Here is a 14,583-nt window from a genome sequence, read left to right on the forward strand (position 1 = left end):
AGCCATGACAACCTCACTCCCCACCCCGGAATACAGCCGCAACATGCGGCTGATTGGGCACAGCGATCAGGGTGGACGCCCGGATGGCGTGCAGGTGATGGTGCATCGCGGTTTTGCTTACGTCGGCCATATGGTGTCACAAGGCTTTAGCGTGATTGACGTGCGCGATGTGCGCCAACCCAAAACCGTCAACTATGTCGCCGCGCCGCCCGGTACCTGGAATGTGCATTTGCAGGCCCATGACGACCTGTTGCTGGTGATCAACGCGCGTGATCTGTTTGCTGATGTGCGTTTCGCGGATGAAAAGGTCTACTACACCCGCGCGGTTGGCCAGACCACGGCGGATATTCAGGAAACAAGCTGGCAATCCGGGCTGCGCATTTTTGATATTTCCTCACCGGCGCAGCCGCGTGAAATCGCCTTTCTCGCGCTCGATGGCATTGGCATCCATCGTATCTGGTATGTTGGCGGGCGCTGGGCCTATGTATCTGCGCTGATTGCGGGTTTCAGCGATTATATTTTGCTGACCATTGATTTAGCCGATCCGCAACGCCCTGCCGTCGCCGGACGCTGGTGGCTGCCGGGCATGCATACCGCTGGCGGTGAAGCGCCTGACTGGCCGGAAGGGAAACGTTATGCATTGCACCACGCGATTATCAGCGGCGATACCGCTTATGGATGCTGGCGCGATGGCGGGTTGACGCTGCTGGATGTCAGCGATCGCAGCGCGCCGCAACTCATCAGCCATCGCAACTGGAGCCCTCCCTTTGGCGGCGGCACTCATACCGCGCTGCCGTTACCGGCGCGCGATCTGTTGGTGGTGCTGGATGAAGCGGTGCTGGATAACCAACAAGATGGCGAGAAGCTGATTTGGTTGTTTGATATCCGCGAACCGGCCAACCCGGTGAGCATCGCCACCTTCCCGCAACCTGATGAACGCGATTATGTGGCAAAAGGGGCGCATTTTGGCCCGCATAATTTGCATGAGAATCGACCCGGCAGCTTTGTTAGTGACACGCTGATTTTTGCCACTTACCAGAATGCTGGCGTGCGCGCATACGACATCTCCAATCCGTATCAACCCAAAGAAACGGGCGCGCTGGTGCCCGCAGCACCTGCACGCATGATGGACACCCGGCCCGATCGCCCACAGGTGATTCAGAGTTGTGATGTGTTTGTCGATGCGCAGGGGATAATCTACAGCACCGATTACAACGGTGGGTTATCGATTATTGAGTATCTGGGGTAGCCAACTTTTCTGCGCGATAAATCGCGCCGCTACGGAATGTTCAATCGTTTGTAGCGGCGCGATTTATCGCGCGACAGAGAGGGCTATGGCGCGGTAATCACCACCGCCACACGCCGGTTCTGCGCACGTCCCTGGGCGTTGTTATTGCTGGTCACCGGATATTTCTTTCCTAAACCACGCGTTTCAATGTTGCTGCGCGGCAGCGATGCCCCCTCAGCCCACTGCGTTGCCACCGCGTTGGCGCGCTTCAGTGACAGCTGTTCGTTGTAACTGTCGGTGCCGTAATTATCAGTGTGACCATCAATACGCAAATGCTCAATACCGGTCGCGGCCAGATTGGTCGCCATACGGTTAATGGTAGTTTTACTTTCTGGCGTCAGTTCTGACTCATTGATACCGAACAGAATTTTGTCAGATATCCCCAGTCCCCAGCCTTCGGCATTCGGGCTGAAGCCCTCCTGACGCATAGCCGCAATTTGCTCATCCGTGAAGGTTCTTTTTGACTGACATCCGGCGCAAGCAATGATGCACAAGAGAAGGAAAGCTTTAATTTTCATCCTGATACCTTTGTAATCCCTTTATTTTTGTACATGTGCATATCTGCACGTTCAAGAATCGAGGTCACAGAATCACCGTGTTGCGACCAGGCATAACCAATCGTCACGGACGTGGTGATATTGACGCCTGCCGAAATGGCGATCTTTTGCGTGATACTCGTTTCAATCCTGGTGGTGAGCTGCTGCAACTCCTCTTCACTGGTCATACTGGTGATCAAAATAGCAAACTCATCGCCTCCCAGACGCGCCACCAGGTCACTCTTCGTCACCAGGCCAGAGAGTCGGGAAGCGATGCTTTGCAGCACTTCATCGCCTGCGGCATGGCCCCAGGTGTCGTTAATGCTTTTAAAACGATCACCATCCAGAAACAACAGCACGAAATTTTCCTGCGCCAGTTGCTGATCCAGCAGTTGATTCAGTTTGCTGATAAATGCCGTCCGGTTTGCCAGCCCGGTCAATGGATCTTTCAGCGCTTTAGCCGCCAGTGACTTATTATCCCGCAGCAGTGAAGCTTTCAGGGTTTGCATCTCTGCCAGCAACGAGTTGAGGTCCTCGGAGAACACCTGAAACTCTTTGGTGGAACTGCCAGAAATACGTGGGGAAAAATCCCCGGAACGGATGACATAATGAATGGTGCTGGTGATATTTCTGAAGGAGGCAAGAATGCCACGATGCAAAAGCTCACTGACCAGAAACGAAACAATAAAAACGAAAATCATGCTACAGGACAGAATAATGACTGAGTATTCAATGAAATCAGCCACATTGGCTACGGTCCCCGACAGCGTCAGCGTCCCCACCACAGCATCTTCATGGGTTACATTCACCGTTAAAGGTTCGGCATAGATCCATTGGCGCAGCAGACGCTGAAACCGGCTATCGTCATTGGTCGTATCCTGCCAGTCCACTAACACCGTTTGTTCCGACGAGACCAGTTTTGCCGCAGAGAACATCCCCTGAGAACCCAGCAGTACCACTTTTTTCTTCGCGTCATAGCTGTCTTCAAATACGGTGGCCGCAGTCAGGCTGGTACTTAACGTATTCGCGATAAGTTCGAGGTTTCTTTTCTCATAACTTTTAATAAACAACATGGAGGTGGAAAAAAGTAATAACCAGCACAGCAGTAAAATAACCGCAGCATTGATGGTACTGATTTTGCGTAACTTATTCCGTATAGATGATTTTTCTGTTTTTATATCTTCGAATTTCATCTTACTGACTTCCTTTGCGAGACAGTAACAACACTTCTGAATTTACTTTCACACCGCTCCGGGCCAGTGAATCGAGATTGACAGAAAACACCGTTTTATCCTGATGGAAAATAAGGCAAAAAGCCGCGCCAATGGTACATTCCGGGTTATTTTCAGCAATCGCCAGAACGGGTCTGCTGCTGATTTGCTCCAGCCACTGTGCCTGCTGCTGCGGGGACTGAGCGCCAAAATACACGGCATCACACTGCGCGGTTAACAGATCATTCTCGCTGGCGAGATAACTCACCGTATAGCCATTGCCCGTCTGGGTTGACGGCAAAGAGAGATGCTGTGAAGAAGGCAGCACACAGAGTTTCGGCAGACGTTCCAGACCCGGCCAATGCGTAAAGCTGATAATCCCGCTGACAATGCGATTCGCAGCGTCGTCTTGTGCAGCGACGGCACGCGAGGGCATTAAAATAAACAGGAAGATACAAGGGAGAGAGATAATGAACATCCTGGTCAGGGTAATAACCGACATAAAGGAATGCATTCCACTCGGGATGCGGAGTTTTTCTGATTTTATTGGCATACATCCATCCCTGAAGGTTATGGGTAAAATTTTACCATCGTCGTCGAAATATGAATAGAGCCCGGCCATTACCCTAAGAGAAATAACGCAGAACTGAGGCAAATTGTACCGGGTATTGTGACGAAGGTTTGATAATTATTGGTCCTGACAGCAAACAAAAACATGATGATTAAATGGATCTGTTAATAAAATTAATAGACATATTTTTCATGTAGTTAATAATAAAAAACAGATCCATTTTTAAATGAATAAATGCCGGGAAGTACAGTTTATCGGATTTTTCTGCCTCACCAACGAAAACCGCCAGTCACTTGTGACTGGCGGTTTTGTCGTTAGCGCTTAATCAATGCTCGCAGTATGTAACCGGCGATGCGCGGATTCTCCTGCAAACGTCGGGTGCGTAACCATACCAGTCGGCACCATAGGGTACATACACCTGCACAGCAAAACCGAGGGCACGCACTCTGTCATGCAGGGGTTCACACCCCCCAGCAGCATTCACAGTGCAATGTTTCCTGTCAGGTCATTGGAACAAAGAAGGCGGGCAGATTGCGCGAATTTGCTGTGTTCTGTCAACCCGGCTGATTGCCCTGATTGTTATAGGGGGATAAATTTAATTGGTTACTAATTTAAATGTTATTTAACAGATATTACCAATGAAAAAAAACCTTATTTCATTTTCTGATATGTCAGTTTGAAAATTTAAAAACCCCTATAAAACAACACAAAGGATAAATTTAAACGAAGCGACGATAAAAATTACCCACTTCCACTTGTGCAAAACAAATAATTATCAACTATAGATATGATTCACTGAAAAAATTCCCCGCTGTTTATACCCTAAATAACACGACATGGAGGGTGTATGGCTACGCCTGAAAGTAAGAAAGTTGGATTAGTGCCTGTGACATTAATGGTGGCTGGCAATATCATGGGTTCCGGCGTTTTTCTGTTGCCCGCCAGCCTTGCCAACACCGGCGGCATCGCCATTTACGGCTGGCTGGTGACCATTATTGGCGCGCTGTCATTATCGATTGTCTATGCCAAAATGTCCTCACTCGATCCCAGTCCTGGTGGCTCTTATGCTTATGCCCGACGCGCTTTTGGTCCATTTTTAGGCTACCAGACCAACCTGCTTTATTGGCTGGCCTGTTGGATTGGTAATATTGCGATGGTGGTGATAGGTGTCGGATACTTAAGTTATTTCATCCCGGCATTAAAAAACCCACTGGTACTGACCTTTACCTGTATTGCGGTTCTGTGGTTGTTCGTGATTTTAAATATTGTTGGCCCACGGATGATCACTAAAGTGCAGGCCGTTGCCACCGTGTTGGCATTATTTCCTATTTTGGCCGTCGCCATCTTTGGCTGGTTTTGGTTTAGCGGTGCCACTTATATGAGCGCGTGGAATGTCAGCGGACAGGGGACGTTTGGCGCCATCCAAAGTACCTTAAGCGTGACGCTCTGGTCATTTATTGGCGTCGAAAGTGCCTCAGTGGCAGCCGCCGTGGTGGAGAATCCCAAACGTAACGTACCGATAGCCACCCTTGGCGGAGTGCTGATTGCGGCAGTGTGCTATGTCCTTTCCACCACAGCGATTATGGGCATGATACCCAATGCTGACTTGCGCGTGTCCGACTCGCCCTTTGGCGATGCGGCACGCATGGCGCTAGGGAATACCGCGGGTGCACTGGTGACCTTCTGTGCCGCCGCAGGTTGTCTGGGATCGTTAGGTGGCTGGACCCTGCTAGCCAGCCAGACCGCGCAGGCCGCCGCCAATGATGGTCTCTTCCCGCCGATATTCAGCAAAACCAATAAACAGGGCGTACCGGTCGCCGGGCTGGTGATTCTCGGCATTCTGATGACGATATTTCAGCTGACCACCATTTCCCCCAATGCCACCGCCCAGTTCGCCCTGGTTTCTTCCGTATCGGTGATTTTTACCCTTGTCCCTTATCTCTACACCTGCGCCGCCCTGCTGCTGGTGGGACATGGTCATTTGGGTAATCAACGTCCTGCCTATGCTGGCATCACCCTGCTCGCGTTCCTGTATTGCATCTGGGCAGTGGTGGGTTCTGGTGCCCAGGAAGTCATGTGGTCCTTTGTCGCCCTGATGGTGATCACCGCGATGTATACCATCAACTACAACCGCCGCCATAAAAACCCCTATCCCCTTGATGCCCAGCCGCAGAACGACTAAACAAGGAGTCAACGATGTTAGATATGAGCCAACATAAGAAACGCACCGTGCTAGTGGTAGACGACAGCATTGTTGCCCCCAATACCACCGGTGGTCGCGCTGTGCTGGAGCTGATTGAAGCACTGGAAGAGAACAATCTGGCGGTCATTGGCTCAGCCAGTTTTACCGATGCCGTCGCCACCATCATGTCTGATTCATCGGTGTGTTGCGTGTTTGTCGACTGGACCTTAGGTAAAAATGACGACGATACCCACCGTGAGGCCTTTACTCTGTTGCAGACCATTCGTCAGCGCAATCGTGAAGTGCCGGTATTACTGATGGCTGAACACTCCTGCATCGATTCACTCAATCTCGATGTCCTGCAACTGGTGAATGAATTCGTCTGGATGCTGGAGGATACCGCGGAATTTATTGCCGCCCGCGCCATCACGCTGATAGATCGCTATTTTGACCGCCTGCTGCCCCCCTTTACCAAAGCGCTGTTTAATTACACCCAGCACTCCCCGGAATATTCATGGGCAGCGCCGGGGCATCAGGGAGGGATTGCCTTTACTAAAACCGCCGTGGGCCGTGAGTTTTATGACTTTTTCGGTGAAAACCTGTTCCGCACCGATACCGGTATTGAACGCGGTTCTCTGGGTTCGTTGCTGGATCACGCCGGACCAATAAAAGACTCTGAAGCCTATGCCGCACGGATATTTGGCTCGCATCAAAGCTATTCAGTGCTGAACGGCACCTCCGGTTCCAACCGCGCCATCATGGCAGCCGTGTTGGGTGATAAAGAGTTCGCCCTGTGCGATCGTAATTGCCACAAATCGATCGAACAAGGATTGGTGATGAGCGGTGCGATCCCGGTCTTCTTCGTACCAACACGTAACCGCTTCGGCATTATTGGCCCGATCCCCCGGCGTCAATTCGAACCTGCCGCCATCCGGGAAAAAATCAAACATCATCCGTTTGCTGAACTGGCAGTTCACGATAAGCCGGTGTACGCGGTGGTCACCAACTGCACCTACGACGGTATGTGCTATCACGCCAGCGTGGCGGAGGCGCTGTTGGCCGAGAGCGTTGATCAGATCCACTTCGATGAAGCCTGGTATGCCTATGCCCGCTTCAATCCCTTCTATAAAGATCGCTTCGCGATGCGCGGCGATCCCGCCGATCACGATCCTTCCGGACCGACGGTGTTTGCCACGCATTCAACGCATAAATTACTTGCGGCACTGTCGCAGGCATCGTGGATTCATGTGCGCAACGGCAAAAAACCGGTCGAGCATTCGCGTTTTAACGAATCCTATATGTTGCAGGCTACCACCTCCCCGCTCTACGCCATTATCGCCGCAAACGAAGTTGGTGCCGCCATGATGGACGGCAAGCAAGGGGAAACCTTGACCCAAGAGGTGATTAACGAAGCGGTCGATTTTCGCCTCGCGTTGGCAAAGGTCAATGCGACCTACAAATCTCGTGGGGAGTGGTTTTTCGCCCCGTGGAACGCGACCGAAATCACCGATGCCGCCAGCGGTAAACGCATTCCGTTTGTTGATGCTTCACGCCAACAGTTGGTTAGTGATCCCAATTGCTGGGTACTGAAACCTGGCGAAGCCTGGCACGGTTTTGGCGATCTGGAGGAGGAATGGTGTCTGCTGGACCCCATCAAAGCCGGCATTTTGTGCCCCGGAATGGGTGATGATGGTGAAATGCAGGCAAGTGGTATCCCTGCTGCGATGCTGACGGCCTTCCTGAGCCAGCATGGCATTGTCCCTTCACGTACCACTGACTTTATGGTGTTGTGCCTGTTTTCGGTTGGTGTGACCAAAGGAAAATGGGGCACGCTGATTAACGTTTTGCTGGAATTTAAGCAGCATTATGATGCCAATACGCTGCTGGTAAGCTGCCTGCCTGACCTGGTTGCTGGCCATGAAGATCGTTACGGCAAAATGGGCCTGAAAGATATTTGTGATGAGATGTTCGCTTATATGCGCACCAGCCAGATGGATCGCCTGCAATCGGAAGCCTTTGGCAAGCTACCACGACCGGTGACACTACCGCGTGACGCGTTTCAGAAGCACATGGCTGGTCATTGCGAGCAGTTACCGCTAACGCAACTGGCCGGACGAACCTCCGCCGTCGGCGTTATACCCTATCCTCCCGGTATCCCAATCGTGATGCCTGGGGAAAGCTTTGGTGAAGCAGACGGCCCGTGGCTCAGTTATATCCGCAGTATTGCCGAATGGGGCGAACGCTTTCCAGGCTTCGAGAAAGAGCCGGAAGGCGCGGAAATGAAAGACGGTGTTTATCACATCTGGGTATTAAAGCCGTAGCGGTGAATCATGCCTGGTCGGTGTAACGACCAGGCAATCCTTCGCCACATCTGAGTGCGACCAGGAATTATCTTGGTCATCCATTCCACTATCTGATTTCAAAATATTTCAACAGCCACAAGAATACCGGGACTACATCTCAATGGAATGAAAAATCGTGAAGTTAAATCAATTAGCTATGGGGATCACCCTGGCACTTTCCCCGCTGCTGCTTACAGGTCATGCAAGCGCCAGCAGCTCTCCGTGGTGGGAAGAATTTAGCAGCAATGCCGGGTTTATTGAGGCGCTGCCGCATATTGGCACCAGCCTGGAAGAATTACGTCAGGATACGGACAAAGGACTCCGAGATTCGTTCGATAGCCGCACACCTTTATTCTGGCTGAAACGAACGATGGAGATGTACCCTCCCGGGTTCCCGGATCGTTACAATATGCCGGTGGCCCACCATGAAACTAAAGATTGGATCAACGCGCCTTATGCCACTATGGGTCGTGGTATTTTCTTTTTTACCCGAACCTTTGGCGAAGCCGGGCAAAATATCACCGTGAGTGTTGGCAATATCCCTGCGGGCGCAAAGTGCTATGCGGCGACTGGGCGTGAGTTTGCGGATACAGATGCCATGTATCTGGATCAACAACAATTAACCGGGCAAAGCGACAACACCTACACGTTTAAAAAATCCGGCGTTTTATTATTAGGCTGTGGTGATCCGGATAAACAACAAGTGAGCGAATTTGTTCCCTTTAAAATAAATGGCGGCAGCAACAGCCATTTATTTATTTTAGGGCAGAGTCGCCAAAGTGATTGGGCGGGAAGTAAAACGGTTGCAGGTAAATTTGGTTTTGCGCTCTTATATGACGGGCATGCAAACACGGTAGTTCCGAACCGAATCGCACAGCAAACCGATGAAATGGTTGGCAAAGTATTGGGTGACAACCTGCGTGTCGCGGCGCTGTACGAAAAGATTAATGGTATGGATGGCACAGAATATCTGTTCACCTCCCCCAGGGGTTCGATGTTCACGAATTACGATAACTGTTGCTTCGCGGATTATCGCAACGGTTATATCGGTGTCGGCTTCCATGCCAATCGCATGAATGATAAGAACGGCGATAACTGGGGAGTCTGGCATGAAATTGGTCATGAGTACGAGCCGATTAAAGAGGCATTTAGTACCTTCTCTGAAATCCAGGTTAACCGCTATTCCATTGAAGCTTGCCAAATGTTTAAGGGGCGCGAAGTTCCCCTGAACCATTGCCATGTCGATATTTCTCCTGAAGAGGGTATCTGGGACAAGCAGGCAGTGGCTAACTTTATTGCTTCCGGCATACATTATCCAGATTACAGCGCCATTAATAACCTCTGGAAGCAACTCAACTTCTTTTCACGTTTACGCTTCTCGTATGGTGAAGATTTCTTCCCTCACGTTAACCAAAGGCGTTTGAAGGCAATTCAGCAGGCACCAGGCACTACCATCGCAGAAAAGACCGATTCCGTTATAGGTTCAAAACAAAAGGTCATCGACTTTAGTGTGGTGGCTTACAGCCAGGCTGCCGGGCAGGATTTACGCCAGTACTTCACGCTGTGGGGACTGAATTTCAGCGCCCAGGCTGGACAGAAAGTTGCTGATCTCAAACTACCACAACCAGGTGAAGAGCAAGGCGAGCAGCCGGCACCCCAGGTGAATCTGAGTCGGGACAACATCGTCGCTGTCGCAACTTACAACAATGGTTTTGGTTATAGCGTCACCGCCAGCAGCGACCAGAATGATGTCAGCTATCAATGGAAGCGCATTGATGGCGATGCGCGTATCTACACCAAAACCAACAACACCGCGACAGTGGAGGTAGTAATTCCTAAGAATGTGGCTAACGTCTCTACGCGTTTTGAAGTTACGGCGAGCAGTAAGCACGGAAGCGACAGAAAAACGCTGACCGTCTCCGCCATCGCGCCAGCCGTCGACATTATCGGCCCGGTAAGTATGGATTCGACTTCACCGGTTCGACTGGAGGCGCAGGCTAACTTTGAACAAGCCAGTTATGACTGGTCACTGTTAAAAGGCAACCAGGTTGTTACCGCAGGAATTGACCAACATGGGCAGGTGAAATCCGGTCTGGAAGCGGGTAGCTACACCGTAAAAGTGACCGCAACCAGTGTCGCAGGTGCACGCACCGCCTCACAAAACCACACCATCAATGTGACTACGCCGGTACAGAATAGTGATCAGGCATTTGTCACCGCTGCGAAGCTGAAGATGATTGCCAATGACAAAGGTAAAAGCATGGTCTTTAGCGGCGGCGTCTCCGCTGACGTCACCGCAACCAGCACCCCGTCTTATCGCTGGACCTTTCCCGCCGTGGCTCACGGTGGCACTAACGGCTGGGCTAACCAAAGTTTCACGGTGACAAAAACCACTCAGCCACAAACCCTGAAGGTTAAAGTGACCGTCACCGCAGGTAACCATAGTCGCGATCTGGAGGAGGAAATTACGGTTCCGGCTATTGCGAACGGAGGTAGCGATTACCCAGCCTGGTTGTATGGCACCCGTTATGCGAAAGGTGATGTGGTGAAACATGACGGTAAGCTGTTTGAGTGTACCGTTGCCGGCTGGTGCAGCCAGACGGGCCAGTGGTCACAGATGCATTATGAGCCAGGTAAAGGAATCAGTTGGACTCAGGCGTGGAAATACCATTAATCCTTGCTGATTCGTTGCCCTGAGCAAAAGGTTTGTTCTGGCCCAAAAAGCAAAAACCCAGCCATAAGGCTGGGTTTTCTGAATTTTGGTGCCCGAACCCGGAATCGAACCAGGGACACGGGGATTTTCAATCCCCTGCTCTACCGACTGAGCTATTCGGGCAACGGGGCGCATTAAACCCTAACCAGCCCGTACCGTCAAACGCTTTTCAGCGAAATGCAACTGACTGCCGTCTTTTGCAGCAACCAACGGACTAAGTGGTAAAAATTCATGTCCAGCCACGCTTTTTCGGTGAATTTTTAATCGACCGCGCCGATAACCGAACTGATACCATACCAATAAAATAAGGTTCACCATGTTTACCACTATCACATCAGGCATTCTGTCACGTTTGGCGTGGCAGCGGCGCAGCCATCCCTCAGCCACGCTTCACGCGTTGCATGATGCTATCGCCATCATCGAGTTCACACCGCAAGGACGTATCCTGACCGCCAATGACCTGTTTCTCAGTTGTATGGGATACACATTGGCGGAAATCGTCGGTCAACATCACAACATGTTCTGTACGGCCGATCTGATCCAGTCACCCCAATATGGTGATTTTTGGCGGCGGCTGAATCGCGGCGAAGCCTTCAGCGATAAGTTTCTGCGGGTGGCTAAAAACAGCCGTCCCATCTGGCTGGAAGCCAATTATGTGCCGGTGCAGGATCGCAGCGGTCGGGTGATTAAAATCATTAAGCTGGCGACGGATATTACTGAGCATATTGTTGATGCCCAGGAACAACGTGCCATGACCACGGCCATTGAGCGCTCTATGGCCGTCATCGCCTTTAACCTGAAAGGTGAAGTGCTGCAAGCCAATGCTAACTTCCTCAACACCATGCATTATCATGCCGATGAGATCGTGGGTCGGCATCACAGCCTGTTCTGCACGGAGGAGCTACGTAACAGCCCAGAATATCAGCAGTTCTGGCAGAAACTGAATCGAGGTGAGTTTATTTCCGGCCAGTTTCAGCGCATGAACAAACAAGGCAGCATCGTCTGGCTGCGTGCCACCTATAACCCGGTATTTAGCGAACACGGTGAGTTGTATAAAGTGGTGAAGTTTGCCACCGACGTCACGGCACAGGTAGAGAAGAACCAACAGGAGCGCAAGGCGGCCCAGCAGGCCTATCAAACCGCCCAACAAACCACGGAAAACACGCGACTTGGCGCAACGGTGATTGAGAACAGCGTGCAAACCATGCATGACCTTGCCAGTGAGCTTCAGGATATTTCCGGCGATATCCATAACCTGAGCAATTCCTCCGACCGTATCGGCGCGATTGTGGAAAGTATTCGCAGTATCGCAAATCAAACCAATCTGTTGGCGCTTAACGCGGCAATTGAAGCTGCGCGCGCCGGTGAACACGGTCGCAGCTTTGCGGTGGTCGCCAACGAGGTGCGAACCCTGGCGGCAAACATCAACCGCGCCACCAGCGAAATTGAGAGCAAGGTGCAGCAGAACCACCAACTGGCGGATAAGGCGTTGAAAGGGATTGAGTCCAACCTGAAGCGCGCCGATCAGGGCGTTGTGCTGGCACAACAGGCTGGCGGCGTGATGACAGAAATCCGTGACAGTGCCGACGATGTCGTGCGTGCCATTAGCCACGTCACCAAGACGTTAAAAGGCGAGTAATCGGCACGACCCCGCTGACCTGGTGACACAGCGGGGTGGTTCCATTAATGAGCCGCAGCCGCGTTAGCGATATTCGCGGTCTCCAGCGGCACGGCTGGCGGCGGCAGGAAGATATGGTCGAGGATATTACGCATCACCGGCGCAGCGGTAATCCCTTCATTCCCGCCGTTTTCCAGAATCAACGCCACCGCTACTTTAGGATCGTTGAACGGCGCAAAGGCGGTGTAAAAAATATGGTCACGCAGGCGCGTCGGGATCATTTTCGCGTTGTAGACCTGGTTCTGCCGCAGGCTAAATACCTGTGATGTCCCGCTTTTTGCCGCTATGCCGTAAGGGGCGGTGTGGAAATATTTATAACCGGTGCCGTTAGGTGCATTAGCCATTCCAAACATGGCATGGCGTACCAGCGACCAGTAGGGTGATTTTGGGTCGCCAATTTGCGGTTGCGGATCTTTTGGCTCATATGCTTGCTGGGTGGTGCCAAGCTGCACTTTCCCTAACAGATGCGGATTAATTACCCGACCATTGTTAATTAACGCCACCAACGCTTTTACCATCTGAATCGGCGTCGCAATCCAGTAGCCTTGTCCAATCCCCACCGAGACGGTGTCGCCCTGATACCAGCCCTTCTTATGAACTTTCTGTTTCCATTCGCGGCTCGGCAGCAGTCCGGCGTACTCTTCATTGAGATCGATACCGGTCGGTTTACCGTAGCCAAACTGGCTGAGCATATGGTGGATGCGGTCAATCCCCATCATAAACGCCACCTGATAAAAGAAGGTGTCCGCCGACTCCTCAATCGCGCGCGTCACATCCAGCATGCCGTGACCGCTTTTTTTCCAGTCGCGGTATTTGCGATCGGTCCCCGGCAGCGTCCAGGTCGGCGCGCCAAAGAAGGTGGTTTGCGGGGTGATGACACCAGTTAGCAGCGCCGACATCGCCATATAGGGTTTCACCGTTGAAGCAGGCGGGTAAAGGCCCTGGGTCACACGGTTAATCAACGGCAGGTTCTTATCCTGCAACAGGGTTTTATACGCCTGATAACTGATGCCTTTCACAAAGGGGTTCGGGTCATAGCTGGGGCTGGAAACCATTGCCAGCACGCTGCCATCATGCGGATCCTCAATCAGCACCGCCGCGCGTTGCCCCACCAGTTGGCTCTCGACATACTGTTGCAGATGCAGGTCGAGCGTCAGATAGATATTTTTCCCGGCAACCGGCGGCACTTCTTTCAGGACGCGCACGATGCGGCCGTGGTTATCCACTTCGACTTCCTGATAACCGGTTTTGCCATGCAGAACCGATTCGTAATAGCCTTCAATGCCCTGCTTACCGATGTTGTGGTCAGCGGCATAGTTTTCACCCACGCCCTCTTCGTTCAGGTGTTTGTAGTCGTTATCGTTAATTTTCGACACGTAACCGACCACATGCGCCAGGTCAGCACCATAGGGATATTGGCGATCCTGGTAGGTATCGATACTCACGCCGGTAAAGCGGAATTGGTTGACTGCAAATCGCGCCACCTGCTCGTCAGTCAGTTCTTCTTTCAGCACCACCGGTTTGTAGCGGCTGTTTTGCTTGAGGTTTTTCCAGAAGGTGTCGATCTCTTCCGGGGTTAAATCGACAATCGGCGTCAGCGCTGCAATGGTCGCCTTCATATCATCGATTTTGTAAGGGGTCAGCAGGATGTCGTACCAGGTGACATTACGCACCAGCGGAATGCCGTTGCGATCGTAAATCAGCCCGCGCGTCGGCGCGATGGGGATCATTTTGATGTCGTTTTCGTTGGATCGCGTCGCGTAGTAGCTGTGCTCATCCACCTGCAAATGGTAGAGGTTAACACCGAGGATAGTGAAACAGATCACCACCAACGCAAAGGCCACGATCGCGCGGCGAACAAACAGTTTCTCTTCGGCTTCGAAATTACGGAAATTCATCGGGGGGCTTTATCTCATCGTTAGCCCGCTAATGATAGGGAGTTCTCGCGTCAGAGCCAGCAGGAAGATGCACAAGCCTGGGTAAAAGTGTGACAGATGGTTTCACCCCTCACCCTAACCCTCTCCCGCAAGCGGGAGAGGGAACCGATCGAGCGTATTTCTAA

General features: G+C 51.8%; 9 protein-coding genes and 1 tRNA gene. 5 read left to right on the plus strand and 5 right to left on the minus strand.

All coding sequences use genetic code 11. The annotated features are described in order from the left end of the window. Window positions 1–4 precede the first annotated feature (4 nt). Window positions 5–1,249 (plus strand): LVIVD repeat-containing protein, encoded by a 1,245-nt coding sequence (locus tag AC6I8N_RS16830; protein ID WP_497829517.1) that lies wholly within the window; start codon window positions 5–7, stop codon window positions 1,247–1,249. 83 nt (window positions 1,250–1,332) lie between these two features. Here AC6I8N_RS16830 and yfiB read toward each other — a convergent pair whose 3' ends face one another. The 3 genes from yfiB to yfiR are packed head-to-tail and all read right to left on the minus strand — an operon-like array spanning window position 1,333 to window position 3,588. Beyond that, window positions 1,333–1,806: an outer membrane lipoprotein YfiB gene (gene yfiB / locus AC6I8N_RS16835; RefSeq protein WP_497829518.1), complete on the minus strand. Its 474-nt coding sequence runs from the start codon at window positions 1,804–1,806 to the stop codon at window positions 1,333–1,335. Then, window positions 1,803–3,017 carry a diguanylate cyclase DgcN/YfiN gene (dgcN, locus tag AC6I8N_RS16840; protein ID WP_497829519.1) on the minus strand — a complete coding sequence of 405 codons (1,215 nt, stop codon included), beginning with the start codon at window positions 3,015–3,017 and terminating at the stop codon, window positions 1,803–1,805. The genes yfiB and dgcN overlap by 4 nt, the downstream gene beginning before the upstream one ends. Before the next feature lies 1 nt (window position 3,018). Beyond that, complete coding sequence (gene yfiR / locus AC6I8N_RS16845; protein WP_497829520.1) at window positions 3,019–3,588, minus strand: regulatory sequestration protein YfiR; 570 nt, start codon at window positions 3,586–3,588, stop codon at window positions 3,019–3,021. Between the two features lie 865 nt (window positions 3,589–4,453). Between yfiR and adiC the strand changes: the two genes are divergently transcribed. From adiC to AC6I8N_RS16860, 3 genes are all read left to right on the plus strand, one after another. Beyond that, window positions 4,454–5,788 carry an arginine/agmatine antiporter gene (gene adiC, locus AC6I8N_RS16850; RefSeq protein ID WP_497829521.1) on the plus strand — a complete coding sequence of 445 codons (1,335 nt, stop codon included), beginning with the start codon at window positions 4,454–4,456 and terminating at the stop codon, window positions 5,786–5,788. 14 nt (window positions 5,789–5,802) lie between these two features. Beyond that, complete coding sequence (locus AC6I8N_RS16855; RefSeq protein ID WP_497829522.1) at window positions 5,803–8,109, plus strand: Orn/Lys/Arg family decarboxylase; 2,307 nt, start codon at window positions 5,803–5,805, stop codon at window positions 8,107–8,109. A 157-nt stretch (window positions 8,110–8,266) separates the two neighbouring features. Then, window positions 8,267–10,804: a M60 family metallopeptidase gene (locus AC6I8N_RS16860; RefSeq protein WP_497829523.1), complete on the plus strand. Its 2,538-nt coding sequence runs from the start codon at window positions 8,267–8,269 to the stop codon at window positions 10,802–10,804. An 86-nt stretch (window positions 10,805–10,890) separates the two neighbouring features. On the opposite strand, the gene AC6I8N_RS16865 is transcribed toward AC6I8N_RS16860, so the two are convergent. Beyond that, window positions 10,891–10,966 (minus strand) — tRNA-Phe (locus AC6I8N_RS16865). A gap of 193 nt (window positions 10,967–11,159) precedes the next feature. Between AC6I8N_RS16865 and AC6I8N_RS16870 the strand changes: the two genes are divergently transcribed. Beyond that, window positions 11,160–12,482 carry a methyl-accepting chemotaxis protein gene (locus AC6I8N_RS16870; protein WP_497829524.1) on the plus strand — a complete coding sequence of 441 codons (1,323 nt, stop codon included), beginning with the start codon at window positions 11,160–11,162 and terminating at the stop codon, window positions 12,480–12,482. 44 nt (window positions 12,483–12,526) lie between these two features. Here the strand turns inward: AC6I8N_RS16870 and mrdA are convergent, their stop codons facing one another. Further along, entirely contained in the window at window positions 12,527–14,419 is a 1,893-nt protein-coding gene (mrdA, locus tag AC6I8N_RS16875; RefSeq protein ID WP_497829525.1) for a penicillin-binding protein 2, read from the minus strand. Window positions 14,420–14,583: the final 164 nt, after the last annotated feature.

The organism is Pantoea sp. X-Soil-TKNS-1279, assembly GCF_059730565.1.